This is a genomic window from Streptomyces sp. C10-9-1, from assembly GCF_024497955.1.
GTDB classification, from domain to species: Bacteria; Actinomycetota; Actinomycetes; order Streptomycetales; family Streptomycetaceae; genus Streptomyces; species Streptomyces sanyensis.
This window is the reverse complement of sequence record NZ_JANHKP010000023.1, coordinates 11,060-28,803: the sequence shown is the minus strand read 5'-3', so window position 1 is coordinate 28,803 and position 17,744 is coordinate 11,060. Positions and strand designations below refer to the sequence as shown.

General features: G+C 72.6%; 14 protein-coding genes. 10 read left to right on the top strand and 4 right to left on the bottom strand.

All coding sequences use genetic code 11. From position 1 onward, the window contains the following. Window positions 1-124 precede the first annotated feature (124 nt). A complete protein-coding gene (locus NPS70_RS26645; protein ID WP_256526989.1) occupies window positions 125-577 on the bottom strand; it encodes a nuclear transport factor 2 family protein in 453 nt (150 codons plus the stop codon). A gap of 178 nt (window positions 578-755) precedes the next feature. Between NPS70_RS26645 and NPS70_RS26640 the strand changes: the two genes are divergently transcribed. Together NPS70_RS26640 and NPS70_RS26635 are read left to right on the top strand one after the other, a co-directional pair. Beyond that, the gene (locus tag NPS70_RS26640; protein WP_256526988.1) at window positions 756-1,535 is read left to right on the top strand and encodes a cyclase family protein; all 780 of its coding nucleotides are present in this window, start codon (window positions 756-758) and stop codon (window positions 1,533-1,535) included. Window positions 1,536-1,622: 87 nt separating this feature from the next. Further along, window positions 1,623-2,333, top strand: coding sequence for a trans-aconitate 2-methyltransferase (locus NPS70_RS26635; RefSeq protein WP_256526987.1), 711 nt, complete (start codon window positions 1,623-1,625; stop codon window positions 2,331-2,333). A gap of 64 nt (window positions 2,334-2,397) precedes the next feature. Here NPS70_RS26635 and rfbA read toward each other — a convergent pair whose 3' ends face one another. Further along, window positions 2,398-3,279: a glucose-1-phosphate thymidylyltransferase RfbA gene (gene rfbA, locus NPS70_RS26630; RefSeq protein ID WP_256526986.1), complete on the bottom strand. Its 882-nt coding sequence runs from the start codon at window positions 3,277-3,279 to the stop codon at window positions 2,398-2,400. A 129-nt stretch (window positions 3,280-3,408) separates the two neighbouring features. On the opposite strand from rfbA, the gene NPS70_RS26625 reads away from it, so the two are divergent. Next, window positions 3,409-4,518, top strand: a complete 1,110-nt coding sequence (locus NPS70_RS26625; RefSeq protein ID WP_256526985.1) for a DegT/DnrJ/EryC1/StrS family aminotransferase — start codon at window positions 3,409-3,411, stop codon at window positions 4,516-4,518. Between the two features lie 26 nt (window positions 4,519-4,544). Here NPS70_RS26625 and NPS70_RS26620 read toward each other — a convergent pair whose 3' ends face one another. Then, the gene (locus NPS70_RS26620) at window positions 4,545-4,910 is read right to left on the bottom strand and encodes an antibiotic biosynthesis monooxygenase (RefSeq protein ID WP_256526984.1); all 366 of its coding nucleotides are present in this window, start codon (window positions 4,908-4,910) and stop codon (window positions 4,545-4,547) included. Between the two features lie 8 nt (window positions 4,911-4,918). Then, window positions 4,919-7,051 (bottom strand): AfsR/SARP family transcriptional regulator, encoded by a 2,133-nt coding sequence (locus tag NPS70_RS26615; RefSeq protein ID WP_256526983.1) that lies wholly within the window; start codon window positions 7,049-7,051, stop codon window positions 4,919-4,921. Window positions 7,052-8,097: 1,046 nt separating this feature from the next. Between NPS70_RS26615 and NPS70_RS26610 the strand changes: the two genes are divergently transcribed. From NPS70_RS26610 to NPS70_RS26580, 7 genes are all read left to right on the top strand, one after another. Beyond that, the gene (locus tag NPS70_RS26610) at window positions 8,098-9,390 is read left to right on the top strand and encodes a beta-ketoacyl synthase (RefSeq protein ID WP_256526982.1); all 1,293 of its coding nucleotides are present in this window, start codon (window positions 8,098-8,100) and stop codon (window positions 9,388-9,390) included. Then, window positions 9,387-10,652, top strand: coding sequence for a ketosynthase chain-length factor (locus NPS70_RS26605; RefSeq protein ID WP_308315052.1), 1,266 nt, complete (start codon window positions 9,387-9,389; stop codon window positions 10,650-10,652). Before NPS70_RS26610 ends, NPS70_RS26605 begins: the two co-directional genes overlap by 4 nt. Continuing rightward, window positions 10,649-10,909, top strand: coding sequence for an acyl carrier protein (locus NPS70_RS26600; protein WP_256526981.1), 261 nt, complete (start codon window positions 10,649-10,651; stop codon window positions 10,907-10,909). The genes NPS70_RS26605 and NPS70_RS26600 overlap by 4 nt, the downstream gene beginning before the upstream one ends. Before the next feature lie 423 nt (window positions 10,910-11,332). Beyond that, window positions 11,333-13,366: a thioredoxin domain-containing protein gene (locus NPS70_RS26595; RefSeq protein ID WP_256526980.1), complete on the top strand. Its 2,034-nt coding sequence runs from the start codon at window positions 11,333-11,335 to the stop codon at window positions 13,364-13,366. A gap of 167 nt (window positions 13,367-13,533) precedes the next feature. Further along, on the top strand, window positions 13,534-14,805 hold the full coding sequence (locus NPS70_RS26590; protein ID WP_256526979.1) for a glycosyltransferase: 1,272 nt from the start codon (window positions 13,534-13,536) through the stop codon (window positions 14,803-14,805). Then, a complete protein-coding gene (locus NPS70_RS26585; RefSeq protein ID WP_374212061.1) occupies window positions 14,802-16,490 on the top strand; it encodes an ArnT family glycosyltransferase in 1,689 nt (562 codons plus the stop codon). Before NPS70_RS26590 ends, NPS70_RS26585 begins: the two co-directional genes overlap by 4 nt. Beyond that, window positions 16,487-17,698, top strand: coding sequence for a glycosyltransferase family 2 protein (locus tag NPS70_RS26580; protein WP_256526978.1), 1,212 nt, complete (start codon window positions 16,487-16,489; stop codon window positions 17,696-17,698). The genes NPS70_RS26585 and NPS70_RS26580 overlap by 4 nt, the downstream gene beginning before the upstream one ends. The last annotated feature ends 46 nt before the right edge of the window (window positions 17,699-17,744 follow it).

The following is a 17,744-nucleotide window of genomic DNA, read 5'->3' as shown; positions in this document are numbered from 1 at the left end:
GGGCCGACGCACCCCCGCGCGGCACCGCCCGAGCGGACGCGGGGAACGCGCCCGGGCCCGGGCGCGGTACGGGCGAGGCCCGGCGGAGCGCCACGGAGGCGTCCCGCCGGGCCCCGCGCCGTCCTCAGGGCCTGTCGTCGCGGGTCACGTACCGCTCGCGCACCCGCCACTCCCCGTCCTCGACGACGAGGACGTCCTCGCACACGCACATCAGGAGCAGCCGCGGCGCCTCGTCCTTCCGGGTCGCCACCACCTGCACGTACGACCGCACGCGCACCGAGCCGTCCGGCTCCGGGTCGCCCACCGCCGCCGTGGTCAGCACGTGCCGGCGCACCTCGCCCTCGGCGGCGAGCGCCTCGTGCGCCGTGCGGACCCCGGCCGCGAGGGCGGCCCGCCCGCGGACCGGCTCGGGCAGGGAGGGCGGCGCGAACAGGCCGTCCTCGGTGAAGGTGGCGGCCCACGCCTCGGCGTCACCCGAGTCGAGCAGCTGCATCTGCCGGGCGTGGAACCGCTGTATGCCGGCGCTGAGCGACGCGTCCGGGCCGGGCGGCGCGCCCGGGGGGCCGACGGTCTCCATCAGGGATCTCCCTCCTCGCCCGCGGGGCGCGGGACGCTGCCGCAGATGCTCGCGCGCCGCCTTGGAGCCGGGCTCGTGCCCGGCCCGGCCCCCGGTTCCACTGCGGTTCCACCGTTGCTCCGGCCCCGGTCAGGAGGATGCCCACCGTGACGGCGGCCCCGACTCCTGGAGGTGCGATGTGAGGATCGTCGACCTGTCCTCGCCGGTGGACGCGGCGCTCTGGGAACCCGACCCCGTGGAGCACCACGTCCTCACGCCCCGCGAGGGCGCCGTGCACATGAGCGAGGAGATGCGCACCCACTTCGGCATCGACTTCGACCCCGACGAGCTGCCCGACGGCGAGTTCCTCTCCCTCGACCGCCTCACCCTCACCAGCCACACCGGCACCCATGTCGACGCGCCCTCCCACTACGGGTCCCGGGCCGGCTACGGCGACGGCGTGCCGCGGCACATCGACCGCATGCCGCTGGACTGGTTCCTGCGCCCCGGCATGGTGCTCGACCTCACCGACGCGCCGACCGGCGTGATCGGCGCGGACCGGCTGGAGAAGGCCTTCGCCCGCGTCGGCCGTACGCCCGACCCGCTGGACATCGTCCTGCTGCACACCGGCGCGCAGCGCCACCGGGGCACCCAGCGGTACTTCACCGACTTCGCCGGCCTCGACGGCCCCGCCGTCCACCTGCTGCTCGACCTCGGCGTCCGGGTCATCGGCACGGACGCGTTCAGCCTGGACGCCCCCTTCGGCGACATCATCGCCCGCTACCGGGCCACCGGGGACCGCGCGGTGCTGTGGCCCGCGCACATGATCGGCAGGGACCGCGAGTACTGCCAGATCGAGCGGCTGGCCAACCTGGAGGCGCTGCCCGGTCCGGACGGCTTCCGGGTCTCCTGCTTCCCCGTGAAGATCGCCGGCGCCGGGGCGGGCTGGGCCCGCGCGGTCGCCCTCGTCGAGGAATGAGCCCGACGGCCCGTCAGTCCCACCGGCCCGCGCGCCCGCCGCGGGCCCCCGTCCGCCCGCTCGCGGGCCCGCACCCGAAGGAGGCCGATGTTCGGTCACGACCTGGCGGAGGTCTACGAGTTGGTCTACCGCTCACGCGGGAAGGACTGGGCCGCCGAGGCGGTCGAGACCGCCCGTCTGATCCGGGGCCGCCTGCCCGCGGCGGACTCCCTGCTGGATGTCGCCTGCGGCACCGGGGCCCATCTCCAGACCTTCGGGGGCCTGTTCGCCCGCGTCGAGGGCCTGGAACTCTCCGAGGCCATGCTGGAGCGCGCCACCGGCCGGCTCCCCGGCGTGCCGCTGCACCAGGGAGACATGCGCGCCTTCGACCTCGGGCGGGGCTTCGACGCCGTGGTCTGCCTCTTCACCGCCATCGGCTATCTGCGGACCCTCCCGGACATGCGGGCGGCGGTCGCCGCCATGGCCCGCCATCTGCGGCCCGGCGGGGTGCTCGTCGTCGAACCGTGGTGGTTCCCGGAGCAGTTCCTCGACGGGTACGTGGCCGGCGACCTGGCCAGTGACGAGCACCGGACGGTCGCCCGGATCTCGCACTCCACCCGCGAGGGGCGGACCACGCGGATGGAGGTCCGGTTCGTGATCGGCGAGGCCGGGGGCATCAGGGAGTTCACCGAGGTCGACCTCCTCACCCTCTTCACGCGCGAGGAGTACCTGGCCGCCTTCGCGGACGCCGGCTGCCCGGCGGAGTACCTCCGGCCGGAGTGGACGGCACGGGGCCTGTTCGTCGCGCGCCGCGCCTGAGGCGCGCGGCCCGGGAGGACTCCGGCGCTTCGCGGTTCCCGGGCGCGCACCGCCCGGGAACCACTCACACCGCCGTCGCGAACTCGTCGGCGATCGTCATCACGTAGCGGCCGTAGGCCGAGTTGCCCAGCCGCAGGCCCAACCGGTGGCACTCCTCCGGAGCGATGAACCCCTTCCGCAGGGCCACCTCCTCGACGCACGCGATCCGCACCCCCTGCCGTTCCTCCAGGGTCCGCACGTACTGAGCCGCCTGGAGCAGGGACTCGGGTGTCCCGGTGTCCAGCCAGGCGAAGCCCCGGCCGAGCTCCCGCAACCGCGCCTGCCCGCGCTCCATGTACAGGCGGTTCAGGTCGGTGATCTCCAACTCGCCGCGTGCCGAGGGGCGCAGTTCCGCAGCCTGTGCGACCACATCGTTGTCGTAGAAGTAGAGGCCGGTGATCGCGCGATTCGAGCGGGGGCGGGACGGTTTCTCCTCGATCGAGATCAGCATTCCGTTCGCGTCTGTTTCGCCTACTCCGTACCGCTCGGGGTCATGCACCTCGTAGCCGAAGAGAAGGCAGCCGCGCAAGTTGTCCCGCTCCTTCCTGAGTACCTCGGAGAAGGAGTGCCCGTGGAAGATGTTGTCACCGAGCACCAGAGCCACGGAGTCGTCTCCGATGTGCTCGGCACCGATGACGAAGGCCTCCGCGATCCCGTTCGGCTTGGGCTGCTCCGCGTAGTCGATACGGAGCCCCAGGTGGCTGCCGTCGCCGAGCAGCCGGCGGAACTGGGGCAGGTCGTGCGGGGTCGAGATCACCAGGATGTCCCGGATGTCGGCCAGCATGAGCACCGACAGCGGGTAATAGATCATCGGCTTGTCGCCGACCGGCAGGAGCTGTTTGGAAACGGCCAGAGTGATCGGATGCAACCGGCTTCCCGTACCCCCGGCCAGAATGATTCCTTTCATGGTTTCGATGCTATCCACGCGATATCCGGGGCCACAAGGACAAGAATGCGGAGTCGAGGTGCAGTCGAGGTGGATGCGAGCGTGGTCCGCTGAACTCGGTGCCTATCCGACCGGAAATGGAGAAAGCCTGTGACCATTCGTGTCTGGGGATATCTGGACGAGTACGCGGCAGAGCGCGAGGAGATTCTCGACGCGGTCGACACCGTCTTCGGGTCGGGCCGCCTCGTCCTCGCCGACAGCGTCCGGTCGTTCGAGGAGGAGTTCGCCGCCCGGCACGGAGTCCCGCACTGCGTCGGGGTGGACAACGGCACCAACGCCGTCAAACTCGGCCTTGAGGCCCTCGGGGTGGGGCCGGGCGACGAGGTGATCACCGTCTCCAACACCGCGGCCCCGACCGTGGTCGCCCTCGCCGCCACCGGCGCGACACCCGTCTTCGTCGACGTGCGCGAGGACTACCTCATGGACGTCTCCCAGGTGGCGGCCGCCATCACCCCGCGCACCCGCTGCCTGCTCCCGGTCCACCTGTACGGCCAGTGCGTCGACATGGCCCCCCTGGAGGAACTGGCCGCCAGGCACGGCCTGGCCGTCCTGGAGGACTGCGCCCAGGCCCACGGCGCCCGTCACCACGGCCGGCCGGCCGGGACGATGGGAACGGCGGCCGCCTTCTCCTTCTACCCGACGAAGGTCCTCGGCGCCTACGGCGACGGCGGCGCGGTCGTCACCTCCGACGCGGAGGTGGACCAGGCGCTGCGGCGCCTGCGCTACTACGGCATGGAGGAGCGGTACTACGTCACCGCCCTGCCCGGCCACAACAGCCGGCTGGACGAGGTCCAGGCCGAGATCCTCCGCCGCAAGCTCAGGCGGCTCGACGACTACGTGGCGGCCCGTCGCGAGGTGGCCCGGCGCTATGCCGAGGGGCTGGCCGACACCGCCCTGACCCTCCCCGAGACCGCCCCGGGCAACGAGCACGTGTACTACGTCTACGTGGTGAGCCACCCGCGCCGGGACGAGATCATCGCGGCCCTCCGGGAGCGCGGCATCGAGCTCAACATCAGCTATCCCTGGCCGGTCCACACGATGACCGGCTTCGCGCACCTGGGCTACCGGGAAGGCTCCCTCCCCGTCACCGAGCAGCTGGCACGCGGGATCTTCTCGCTGCCCATGTACCCCTCCCTGACCGCGGACGCGCAGGACACGGTCGTCGAGAACCTCCGGGAGGTCCTCAAGGCCCTGTCCTGACCGAACGCCCCGATGCGCCGCCGACGTCAGTCCCGCTCGGCCGCCGTCACCGACAGCCGGGCCGTGTAGAGCCCGTTCTCGCTCCGGCTCAGGGCCCGCAGCGCGGCGGCGTGCGGGACGAACTCCGGTCTCCGGACAGCCTCTTGGAACGAGGCGCGATCCGTCCACACGGCGAGGTTCACATAGCCGGCCGGATCGTCCACCTCCCGCATCAGGCTGTGCCGGACGAACCCGGGCTGCCGCGCCATGAAGGCGGACGTCCCGGCGAACACCTCCTCGAACTCCGCGGTCGACCCGTGCACGGTGAACCTGTTGACGAAGGTCACCTCGGGACCGTGCCCGGAAGGGCGGGCGTCGTCGACGTCGTCGGAACCGCGTTCCCCGTTCGGCATGCGCTGGATCACCCTCGCCTCGTCGTGTCCGTCCGCCCGGTGGCCGCGGACGCATGACGGCGAGTCTGGCGGTCACCCGTGGAGAACGTCTCGACGCCGGCTGACCGGCGCCGCGGGCCCACCGGGCCGCCCTCCTCGTCCACCTGCTGCGGGGCGAGGGTCTCCTCCAGCCGCTCCTTGGCGTACGCCCGGGTGAGCCGGTCGAAGACGTAGCGGCCGACACTGTCGGAACAGCGGTCCGTGGCCAGCAGATGGTTGTCCGCGAGGACCTCCAGGACGGCTTCCGCCTCCGGGACCGGCCGGCTCAGCAACTCCGCGGCCTGCGCCGCGGAGAAGGGCGCCTCACCCATCATGCTGAGCAGCCGGAAGACCCCCTGCTCGGCGTGGGTGAGTCCCGCGTAGCTCGCGTCGAACCGGGACCGCACGTCCAGCTCGCCCAGCCGGGCCGCGTCGAGGATCCGGGGCGCGGCGCCGAGCCGGTCGGCCAGTGCCGTCAGCGAGAGGTGCGGCCCGGCCGCGAGCCGACCGCCGACGCAGCGCAGGGCCAGCGGGTGCCTGCCCAGCAGCTCGACGATCCGGTGGGCGGCTTCCGGCTCCCGTTCCACGCGGCGCCTGCCCGCGAGCACCGCGAGGATCTCCAGGGCCTCCTCGGGGGGCGGCGGGCACAGCTCGATGCACTCGGCCTCGACCAGCGCGGTCATCCTGCGGCGACTGGTGATCAGCAGCGCGCAGCGGGGGTCGGCGGGCAGCAGGTGCCGGATCTGGGCCGAGGACGCCACGTCGTCCAGGAGCACGAGCATCCGCCGGCCGGACGTGTGGGACCGGAACAGCGCCCCGCACTCCTCCACGCTCTCCGGAATCCGCGAGGCCGGGACCTCCAGGGCCCGCAGGAAGCCGCGGAGCACCCCCGTGGGGTCGCTCGGTTCGGGGGAGGAACCGCGCAGGTCCGCGTAGAGCTGCCCGTCGGTGAAGCGCGGACGGAGCATGTGCGCGAGACGGACGGCCACCGTGCTCTTGCCTATGCCGGGGGCTCCGGTCACGACGCTGATGCGGGCCGCCGTGCCGTCGGCCCCCGGTCCGTCGGGCTCGCACAGCGCGCTCTCCAGCTCCTTCAGCACGTCGTGGCGGCCGACCCACCCCGCAAGTCCGGCGGGCAGCTGGGCCGGTGTCCCGAGCAACTCGCGCACCGGCACCGGCACCGGCGGGAGCACGGAGCCGGGAACGGGTGGGGCCTGGCGGCCGGCCGGAGGGCCGGACCCGGGCGGGAGGGAGACCGCGGGGCCGGGGGGCGACGGGGCCCCGGCCGCCGGGACCGGAGCCGCCGCGGCCGGGCCGGGCGGAGCGGCGGAGGACGGAGCGGGGCCGAGCCGTGGCCTCCGCGGGGGCTCGGGGAGTTCGGCGGGCGAGTCGGAGAGCAGGGTGTGCTGGAGGCGGGCGAGTTCCTTGCCCGGTTCCAGGCCCAGCTCGTCGATCATCTTCTGGCGCAGGCTCTGGTAGACCTCCAGGGCCTCGTGCCGACGGCCGGAGCGGTGCAGGGCCAGCATGAGCAGTCCGTGGAGGTGCTCGTGCAGCGGGTGGGCCAGCACCAGGGACTTCAGCTCACTGATGAGTTCACGGTGCCGACCGGTCTCCAGGTCGGCCTCGATGCGCAGTTCGAGGATGCGGAACCGCAGCTCCTCCAGGCGTGTCACGTACGAGAAGAGGCGTCCTCCCGTCTCGACGTCGGCGAGCGCGGGTCCGCGCCACAGGGCCAGGGCGCGTTCGAAGCTGGCCAGCGCGCCCGCACAGTCGCCCTGCTGGAGGAGTTCCTGCCCCTCCTCGGCCTGCTCCTCGAAGCGGCTGACGTCCAGGCTGGACGCCGGAACGGTCAGGCTGTACCCGCCCGGCTGGGTCTGGAGGAGGTTCCCGAGCCCCTGCTTCAGCAGGAGCTTGCGGAACTTGTAGATGTAGGTCTGCAGCGTGGTCACCGCGCTCGGGGGCGGGCGTTCGGGCCATAACTCGTCGATCAGCTCGGACGCCTGCACCACGGTGTTGTGCCGCAGCATGAGGAGGGAGATGACCTGGCGCGGCTTGGGCGCCGTCGGCATGATGTTGCGGCCCTGCCAGAGAATCTCGACGGGACCCAAAAGCCGAAACTCCAAGATGTTTCCTCCCGTTTCAGTAGGTCCTGCACAGCCGGTCGCTCGGGTCGGATGCGGGGGCGAACCGACGGCCGGCCGGTCGCTGTCACGCCGGAGGCCATGCGGTGGGGGGGCGGTCTCCGCGGCGCCCGCCGGGGCGGTCGGTCTCGGGCGCGCGGGGACGGGGCGGAAACGGGAAGAGGGAAGGGGCCCGTGATCCCGTCAACGTGCCGGTGGCGCGGGAGCCGGGTGCACCGCGCGGAGTCCGTACCGGCCGTCTCGGTCGACCTGCCCTTCGGCCGGGGGTCGGGGTAACCCCCGGGAAAGGGCGGTAATCACGCTCCTGCCTTGCTCTTTCGCATCACCTCCCGCAACGGTGCAGCGCTACGACTGCGGTGGTGCACGCACTCCGCCGTCGGCTGATCACCTCGACGTCACGGTAGATCCTTGAAATCGGGTGGTCAACGTCGTTCCGCGAGTGCGGAGACGCTCGGAAGTCTCACGGGTGATCAGCCGTAATGTCCGTTTGGTGGGCCCGGGTTCGTGGTCTCCGGGAAAATTCCCGAAAAGCCGCGGCCGGGGTGGATTGGCGGATATTCAACCCCGTGCCGGCGGTGCGTCCGAGGCGGATTCGGCAGCTTCCAACTGGTGGGTCCGGGCACGGGGCGTATGCCGGAGGCCGATGCGTAAGGGCACCTCTTCCCGCCACCTGCCGTGCGTCCCGGCCCCGCCGGGCGTCTCGCGGGCCGTTCGAGGCTCCTCGGGCCGTACGGCGGAGCCAGGGCAAAACACCCGGTCGGAGCGCCGTCCTGGGCGCGTCCGAGTCCCCGGTTCGAGCGTTCCTCCAGCGGGGTTCAAGCGCAGACGCGTCGCGCGGGTGCCCCCGGCCGGGCCGTCCGACACCCTTCCGCCTCTCCTGTCAAGGCTCTCCACGCTCCTCCGCGCGCCTTTGAGCTGAATGCGAGGGATTCCGCGCACCCTCACTCCGTGGGCATTTCTCTTGAAGTCGACGCGGGGCCTCGCTCCGTCGTGTCCCGGGCCATGGGCCCCGGTGAAGGAGGAGGGGGATGAGGACAGCGACGCATCGCCGTGCGGTCATCACGGGAATCGGGATCGTGGCTCCGGGTGCCATCGGGGCAAAACCGTTCTGGGACCTCCTGGTATCGGGACGCACCGCCACGCGCACCATCACTTCTTTCGACGCCGCACCCTACCGTTCCCGAATGGCCGCGGAATGTGATTTCGACCCGGTTGCGGAAGGGCTCACGCCCCGGCAGATCCGCCGTATGGACCGCGCCGCGCAATTCGCGGTTGTCGCCGCGCGGGAGGGCATCGAGGACAGCGGGATCGACCGCGGGGCCCTGGACGGAGCCCGGATCGGAGTGGTCCTCGGCAGCGCGGTCGGCTGCACCACGAGCCTTGAGAACGAGTACGCGGTCGTCAGCGACAGCGGCGCCCGGTGGCTGGTGGACCACTCCTACGCGGTACCCCACCTCTTCGACTACTTCGTACCGGGCTCCATCGCGGCCGAGGTGGCCCACGACCGCATCGGTGCCGAGGGCCCGGTCTCACTGGTCTCCACGGGGTGCACCTCCGGGCTGGACGCGGTGGGGCGGGCCGCCGACCTGATCGAGGAGGGCGAGGCCGACGTGATGGTGGCCGGCGCCACCGAGGCGCCCATCTCGCCCATCACCGTCGCCTGCTTCGACGCCATCAAGGCCACGAGCCCCGACAACGACCGGCCGTCCGAGGCGTCCCGGCCCTTCGACCGCACCCGCCGGGGCTTCGTCCTCGGCGAGGGGGCCGCGGTCTTCGTCCTGGAGGAGCGGGAGCACGCCCTCCGCCGGGGTGCCGAGGTGTACGCCGAGATAGCCGGATTCGCCAGTCGCAGCAACGCCTTCCACATGACCGGACTGCGACCCGACGGGGTGGAGATGGCGGAGGCGATCCGGGTCGCGCTCGCCGAGGCCCGCACGGACCCGTCCGCGATCGACTACGTCAACGCCCACGGCTCGGGCACCAGGCAGAACGACCGCCACGAGACCGCGGCCTTCAAGCGCAGCCTCGGCGCGCACGCCCACCGGACCCCCATCAGCAGCATCAAGTCGATGATCGGCCACTCGCTGGGCGCCATCGGCTCCCTGGAGATCGCCGCCTGCGCCCTCGCCATACGCCACGACGCGATCCCGCCCACCGCCAACCTCCGCGAGCCCGACCCCGAGTGCGACCTGGACTACGTACCCCTGGAAGCCCGCTCCCTCCCGGTGGAGAACGTCCTCACGGTCGGCAGCGGATTCGGCGGCTTCCAGAGCGCCATGGTGCTGTCCGGGCCCGGCGCGCGCGGAGGGTCGGCCGCGTGAGGGCGGACACGGTCGTCACCGGGATGGGCGTGGTGGCCCCGACCGGACTGGGCCACGCCGAGCACTGGGCCGGTACCCTGCGCGGAGCCTCGGCGATCGGCCCCGTCACACGCTTCGACGCTGGCCGCTACCCGAGCCGCCTGGCCGGCGAGGTGGCGTCCTTCGTCCCGGAGGACCACCTTCCCAGCCGCCTCCTGCCCCAGACCGACCACATGACCCGGATGGCCCTCGTCGCCTCCGACTGGGCCCTCGCCGACGCCGGGGTCGACCCCGGCCGGCTGCCGGAGTACGGGGTGGGAGTCGTCACCGCCGCCTCGGCCGGCGGCTTCGAATTCGGCCACCGGGAGCTGCAGAACCTCTGGCGCCACGGCCCCCAGCACGTCAGCGCCTACCAGTCCTTCGCCTGGTTCTACGCCGTCAACACCGGCCAGATCTCCATCCGGCACGGGCTGCGCGGCCCGGCGGGCGCGCTGGTCACCGATCAGGCCGGCGGACTCGACGCCCTCGGGCAGGCCCGCCGCCAGCTCCGCCGGGGACAGCCGATGGTCCTCGCCGGAGCCGTGGACGGATCACCCTGCCCGTGGGGCTGGGTGGCCCACGTCAGCACCGGGAGGATGAGCGAGGAACCCGATCCCGCCCGCGCCTACCGGCCCTTCGACACCGAGGCCGGCGGCTACGTACCGGGAGAGGGCGGCGCGCTGCTCGTCCTGGAGAGCGAGGAGGCCGCCCGGGCCCGCGGAGCCGCTCGCCGCTACGGGCGGCTGGCGGGCTACGCGGCCACCTTCGACCCGCCGCCCGGTTCCGGGCGCCCCCCGAACCTGCTGCGGGCCGCGAGGGCCGCCCTCGACGACGCGGACCTCCGCCCCGGGGAGGTCGACGTGGTCTTCGCGGACGCGGCGGGCACCCCGGAGGAGGACGCGATCGAGGCCGAGGCACTGCGCACGCTCTTCGGCCCCCGCGGGGTCCCGGTGACCGCGCCCAAGACCATGACCGGCCGGCTGAGCGCGGGCGGCCCCGCACTCGACGTGGCCACGGCCCTGCTGGCGCTGCGCGAGGGCGTCATCCCCCCGACCGTCAACATCGCGCGCCCGCTGCCGGAGCACACCCTCGACCTCGTGACGGCCCCGCGCCGGACCCCGCTCGCCACGGCGCTGATCCTCGCCCGGGGCCACGGGGGTTTCAACTCGGCCCTGGTCGTGACGGGCCCGCGCCGGCCCGGCCGGGCGACCACCCCTCAGCGACAGGAGAGCAAGCCATCATGAATCAGCTGACGACCGACAGGCTCATGGAGATCATCCGGGACTGCGCCGGCGAGGGGGACCCGATCGAGGCCGCCGGCGGTCGGCCCGAGGACCTCGACTTCGCCGCCCTGGGCTACGACTCCCTCGCCCTGCTGGAGACGCTGGGCAGGCTGGAGCGCGAGTTCGGGGTGGCCATCCAGGAGGACGAGTTCGCCCGCGCCACCACTCCGGCTCAGCTCACCACCCTGGTCAACCGCCTGCTCGCGGCGGTCTCCTGACCGACGGGACCCGGGCTGCACCACCGCCCGCAGGCCTGGGGAACCGGCCGGTCCGCCAGGGCGACGGGGCCGCCTTCCCGCGACGGCGCGCCGGTCGCCGGAGCTGCGGGACCACGCGACGAGGACGGCCGTGTGCGAGGCGTCGGGCAAGCCCCCGCGCGGGAGGGGCCTCCGGTCTCCGGGAGGGCCGCGAGATGCCGAGTGCCCCACGGATCCGGAGAACGGATTGCCGTGGTGCGCGCGGTGCGGGGCGTTCTTCGGGCTCTCTCTGCCCGCCTGCCGGGGGCTGTGGCGGTGGCGCAGTGCCGCCACTCGTCAGCCGGTCCGGCCGCGGGAGCACTGAGCCGGCACCCCTCCGTCCCGTTCGTGCGCTTCCCCCGTGGCGCATGGGTGGGGCGGAGGCCCGTGCGCAAGGATGGGGGTATGCCGAACCGACTTGCGCAGGCCACGTCCCCGTACCTCCTTCAGCACGAGGACAACCCGGTCGAATGGTGGCCCTGGGAGGCCGGTGCGTTCGAGGAGGCCCGGCGGCGCGGCGTCCCCGTGTTCCTCAGCGTCGGCTATAGCGCCTGCCACTGGTGCCACGTCATGGCGCACGAGTCCTTCGAGGACGGCGACACCGCTGCGTACATGAACGAGCACTTCGTGTGCGTCAAGGTGGACCGCGAGGAGCGCCCCGACGTGGACGCGGTCTACATGGAGGCCGTGCAGGCCGCCACCGGGCAGGGAGGCTGGCCCATGTCGGTGTTCATGACCGCCGACGGGGAGCCCTTCTACTTCGGCACCTACTTCCCGCCCGAGCCCCGCCACGGCATGGCGTCCTTCCGGCAGGTGCTCGAAGGCGTACACAGCGCCTGGACGAGCCGCCGGGACGAGGTGGGGGAAGTCGCGGGGAAGATCACCCGGGACCTTGCCGGGCGGAAACTGAGCACCGGGGACGCCGGGACGCCCACCGAGGAGACCCAGGCCCTGGCCCTCCTCCAGTTGACCAGGGACATCGACCCCGCGAGCGGGTGGTTCAAGGGAGACACCAAGTTCCCGCCGTCGATGGTGATCGAGTTCTTGTTGCGCCACCACGCGCGTGCCGGTTCCGTGGCGGCGCTGGAGATGGCGGAGGGGCTGTGCGGCGCGATGGCCCGTTCGAGCCTGTACGACCAGGTAGGAGGCGGGTTCCACCGGTACGTGCTCACGCCGAGGGTCGGTGAACCTTTGGTCCCCCACTTCGAGAAGATGCTCTATGACAACGCGCTCCTGTGCCGCGTCTACGCCCACCTGTGGCGGGCCACCGGCAGTGCGCTCGCCCGCCGGGTCGCGCTGGAGACCGCGGACTTCCTGGTACGCGAACTGCGCACCGCCGAGGGCGGCTTCGCCTCCGCGCTGGACGCCGACAGCGACACCCCCGGCGGCGGCCACGCCGAGGGGGCCTTCTACGTGTGGACGCCCGCCGGGCTCCGCGAGGTGCTCGGTGAGGAGGACGGCGCCCGGGCGGCGGAGCTGTACGGGGTGACCGAGGAGGGCACCTTCGAGGAGGGCGCCTCCGTGCTGCGCCTGCCCGGCGGCGAGCCCGACGCGGAGCTCGCCGCCCGGCTGCTCGCGGCGCGCGAGGAGCGGCCGAGGCCGGGCCGGGACGACAAGGTGGTCGCTGCCTGGAACGGGCTGGCGATCGCGGCACTCGCCGAGACGGGGGCGTACTTCGACCGGCCCGACCTGGTCGAGCGGGCCACGGAGGCGGCGGACCTGCTGGTGCGGGTGCACATGGACTTCTCCTCCGGGGGCGTGCGGCTGCACCGCACGTCCCGGGACGGCCGCGCCGGGTCGGGTGCGGGCGTCCTGGAGGACTACGCGGACGTCGCCGAGGGCTTCCTCGCGCTCGCGGCGGTGCAGGGGGAGGGCACCTGGCTGGAGTTCGCCGGATTCCTGCTGGACATGGTGATGGACCGGTTCACGGGGGAGGAGGGCGAGCTCTACGACACCGCCCACGACGCCGAGGAGCTGATCCGGCGCCCCCAGGACCCGACCGACAACGCGGCCCCCTCCGGCTGGACGGCCGCCGCCGGCGCCCTGCTCGGCTACGCCGCGCACACCGGCTCCGCCGCCCACCGCACGGCGGCCGAAGGGGCGCTGGGCGTGGTGAAGGCGCTGGCGCCCCGGGCCCCGCGGTTCGTGGGCTGGGGGCTCGCGGTGGCCGAGGCGCTGCTCGACGGCCCGCGTGAGGTGGCGGTGGTGGGGGCGGAGGGCGACCCGCTGCGGGCGGAGCTCCACCGCACCGCGCTGCTGTCGACGGCGCCCGGCGCGGTCGTCGCCGTGGGTGGGCCCGATGATGGCGAGTTTCCGCTGTTGCGCGAGAGGCCCTTGGTGGGTTCGGGTCCGGCCGCGTACGTGTGCCGGGGATTCGTGTGCGAGACACCGACCACAGCGGCACCAGAGCTTGCCCAAAAGCTCACCAACCGGAGCTGAAACGGCGGAATTTAACCGACGAGCACCGGAACGCAATCCTCCGCCTCTACAGTCCTGAACGACCGTTGTTGCGCGCGCGTACGGGGAGTACGTGCGCGGGCGCGGTCTGCGCGCCGGACGGCCAAGGGGGGTCCTTGCCGCGGCGCAAGGGGGCCTAGGGGGGCTTTGTGCTCATATCGGTGTTCGTCGTTGCCATTTCCATGGCGCTGTTCTGGATGGCGGCGTTCACGCTCTGGTGGCAGATGCATGCCTGGCGTACACCCGAGACGCTGGCGTCCACCCGCTTCGACCGCCCGGAGGGCGGCACGGAGCTGTCGTTCTCGCTGCTGCTGCCCGCCCGCCACGAGCAGGCGGTGCTGGAGCACACCATCGAACGGCTACTGGAATCCAGCCATTCCAACTTCGAGATCATCGTGATCGTCGGGCACGACGATCCGGAGACCGCGGCGGTCGCCGAACGGGCGGCCGCGCGGGACCCGGTCAGAGTGCGGGTGGTCACCGACACCCACGAGACCAAGAACAAGCCGAAGGCGCTGAACACCGCGCTGCCGCACTGCCGGGGCGACGTGGTGGGCGTCTTCGACGCCGAGGACCAGGTCCACCCCGAGCTGCTCACCCACGTCGACCACGCCTTCACCAGCACCGGCGCCGACGTCGTCCAGGGCGGCGTGCAGCTCATCAACTTCCACTCCAGCTGGTACAGCCTGCGCAACTGCCTGGAGTACTTCTTCTACTTCCGCAGCCGTTTGCACCTGCACGCCGAGAAGGGGTTCATCCCGCTCGGGGGCAACACCGTCTTCGTGCGCACCGCGGTGCTGCGCGAGGCGGACGGCTGGGACCCGGAGTGCCTGGCCGAGGACTGCGACCTCGGTGTGCGCCTGTCCTCCGTGGGCAAGAAGGTCGTCGTCGCCTACGACAGCGACATGGTGACCCGGGAGGAGACCCCCGGCACCCTGATGAGCCTGCTCAAGCAGCGCACCCGCTGGAACCAGGGCTTCCTCCAGGTGTACCGGAAGAAGGACTGGCGCCAGTTGCCCACCCGCGGTCAGCGGATGCTGGCCCGCTACACCCTGATGTCCCCGTTCATGCAGGCGTTCACCGGTGTGATCATCCCGGTCAACGTGGGCATCGCGCTCTTCCTCGACGTGCCCGCCGGTATCGCCGTCGTCACCTTCCTGCCGCTGATCACGGCGCTGGTCACCTTCGTGTTCGAGGTCGTGGGCCTGCACGACTTCGGGGTGGCGTACGGGCTGCGGGTGCGCTTCGTGCACTACGTGAAGCTGATCCTCGGCGGCCCCTTCTACCAGCTGATGCTCGCCGGGGCGGCGGTGCGCGCCGTGTGGCGCGAGAAGACCGGCCGCAACGAGTGGGAGCTGACCAGCCACGTCGGCGCACACCTGACGGATCTGACCGAGACCAGAGAGGACGCCCGCCGGTGACGACGACCCTGCCCCCCGTACCGGAGACCACCGGGACGGCCGGCGACGCCGGGCCCGGCGGCACGCTCCGGATCCCCGCCCAGCGCACGACCTCCCCGGACACCGGCGCCGCCGCCTGGGTGCGCCCCGTCGTCCGCTTCCGCTCCTCCCGCCCCGACCTGCTGATCTGTGCCGCCCTGCTGTGCCTGATCATGGTGGTGCAGGGCTGGAACATCGCCCACTTCCCCGCACTGAGCGACGACGAGGGCACCTACCTGGCCCAGGCGTGGGCCGTCCAGCAGGGCGAGGGCCTGGCGCACTACACGTACTGGTACGACCATCCGCCGCTCGGCTGGATCCAGATCGCGTTCCTGACCTGGATCCCGTCGCTGATCGCGCCCGAGACCATGACCGTGGCGACGATGCGCCTGGCGATGCTCGTGGTCAGCGCCGCCTCCGCGGTCCTGCTGTACGTGCTGGCGCGCCGGCTCTGGCTGCCGCGCTGGGCGGCGGCCCTCGCGATGCTGATGTTCGGCCTCTCGCCGCTGTCGGTGGTGCTCCAGCGGGAGATCTTCCTCGACAACATCGCCGTGATGTGGATGCTGCTGGCGTTCTGCCTGGCCGCCTCCCCGAGCAGGCACCTGTGGCACCACTTCGCCGCGGGTCTCGCCGGAGCCGTGTCGGTGCTCACCAAGGAGACGATGCTGCTGGTCCTGCCGGCGCTGCTGGTGACGATGTGGCGGCACAGCCACCGTGACACCCGCAAGTTCGCCGTCACCGGTGCGATCACCGCCTGCGCCCTGATCGGGCTGTGCTACCCCCTGTACGCGCTGCTCAACAACGAGCTGCTGTCCGGGCCCGGCCACGTCTCGCTGATGGACGGCATCACCTACCAGCTCGGGCGCCCGGGCTCCGGGTTCATCCTGGAGGCGGGCACGGGCTCGAACGAGGTGCTGCGCTCCTGGCTGTACTACGACACCGTGCTGCCGATCGGCGGGCTCGCGGGCGCGGCGCTGCTGCTGGCCACGCTGCGCTGGTCGGTGACCGCGCGGGCGCTGGCGGGCCCCTCGCTGGTGGTCCTGATCCTGGCCGTGGTGGCGCTGCGGCCCTCCGGCTACCTCCCGGCGATGTACGTCGTCCAGGCGCTGCCCTTCCTGGCCCTGGTGCTCGCGGGCGGCGCGGCCAGCGTGGCGCACGCGGTGCTGCGGCGGCCCGTCGGGCGCGCGGCCGCCCCGCGGGCCGAACGCCGGGTGCGCGGCGCCCTGGCCGGGGTGCTGGCGCTGGCGGCCCTCGCCTTCGTCGTCCCGCACTGGTACGAGGGCAACCGCGACGCCCTCACCGCGGACGCCAACGCCCCCTACCGGGCGGCCGCGGCGTGGATGGGCACCCGGGTGGAGGACCCGGCCGCCACCCGGGTACTGGTCGACGACGCCCTGTGGCTGGACCTGGTGCACGACGGGTTCACCCCCGGCACCGGCGTCATCTGGTTCTACAAGGCCGACCTCGACCCGGCGGTGACCAGGACCCTCCCGGGAGGCTGGCGGGACATCGACTACGTCGTCTCCTCGCCGACCGTGCGCCGCGACGCGGTCGACCTGCCCAACGTCAAGGCGGCCCTGGATAACTCCGAGGCGGTCGCCGTGTTCGGCCGGGGTGACGACCGCATCGAGATCCGCCGTGTCGGCGGCGAAGGAGGCACCCAGTGACCACACCGCGTAGGACCGGGGCCGGCGAGCTCGGCGACCCGGAACTGACCGTCGGCCAGGTCGCCGAGCCCGGCGCCGTGACCCTCGTCGTGCCGACCTTCAACGAGTCCGGCAACATCCGCGAACTCCTGCGCAGGCTCACCGAGTCGGTGCCCTCCCGGCTGCCCTGCGAGGTCCTGTTCGTCGACGACTCCACCGACGACACCCCGGAGGTGATCCGCGACGCGGCCCAGGACTGCCCCTTCCCGGTGGCGGTCCTCCACCGGGACGAACCGGTCGGCGGTCTCGGCGGAGCGGTGGTCGAGGGACTGAAGCGCGCGGGGTCCGACTGGGTCGTGGTGATGGACGCCGACCTCCAGCACCCGCCCGCCCTGGTGCCGGAGCTCGTCCGTGCGGGGGAGTCGTCCGGTGCCGACCTCGTCGTGGCCAGCCGCTACCTCCCCGGAGGCAGCCGCGAGGGGCTCGCCGGAGGCTACCGGGTCGCCGTCTCGCGCGGCGCGACCTGGCTCGCCAAGGCCCTGTTCCCGCGGAGGCTGCGGGGCATCAGCGATCCGATGTCGGGGTTCTTCGCCATCCGCCGCAGCGTGGTGGCCGCCGACGAGCTGCAACCGCTCGGGTACAAGATCCTCCTCGAACTCGCGGTGCGCTGCCGCCCGGAGACGGTGGCGGAGGTGCCGTTCGTCTTCCGGGACCGCTTCGCGGGCGAGTCCAAGTCCTCGGCCAGGGAGGGGATGCGGTTCCTGTCCCACCTGTCCGGGCTGCGCACCGCCTCGGCCGCGGCCCGGATGGCCGCCTTCGGGGTGATCGGCCTGACCGGTTTCCTGCCCAACCTGGCCGCGCTGCACCTGCTCGTGGCGGGCGGGATGCACTACCTGCCGGCCGAGATCGTGGCCAACCAGTTCGGTGTGGTGTGGAACTTCCTCCTGATCGAGGTCCTGCTCTTCCGCGAGCGGCGGCGGCACCGGCACTGGGCGGACCGGTTCGGCCGCTTCGCCCTGCTCGCCAACGCCGACCTGCTGCTGCGCATCCCGTTGATCGCCCTGTTCGTCGCCCAGTGGGGGATGGCCGTGCTGCCCGCGACGGCCCTCGCCCTGCTGACCACCTTCGTGGTGCGGTTCGCGGCGACCGAGGCGCTGGTCTACCTGCCGCGCCGCGGTGCCCCGGGGCGCGGGCGGGCGGGCGCGCGGGCACTGGACACCGCCCGGTAGCGGGCCGGCCGCGCCGGGCGGGCGCGGCCGGCCCAGGAGACCGCGT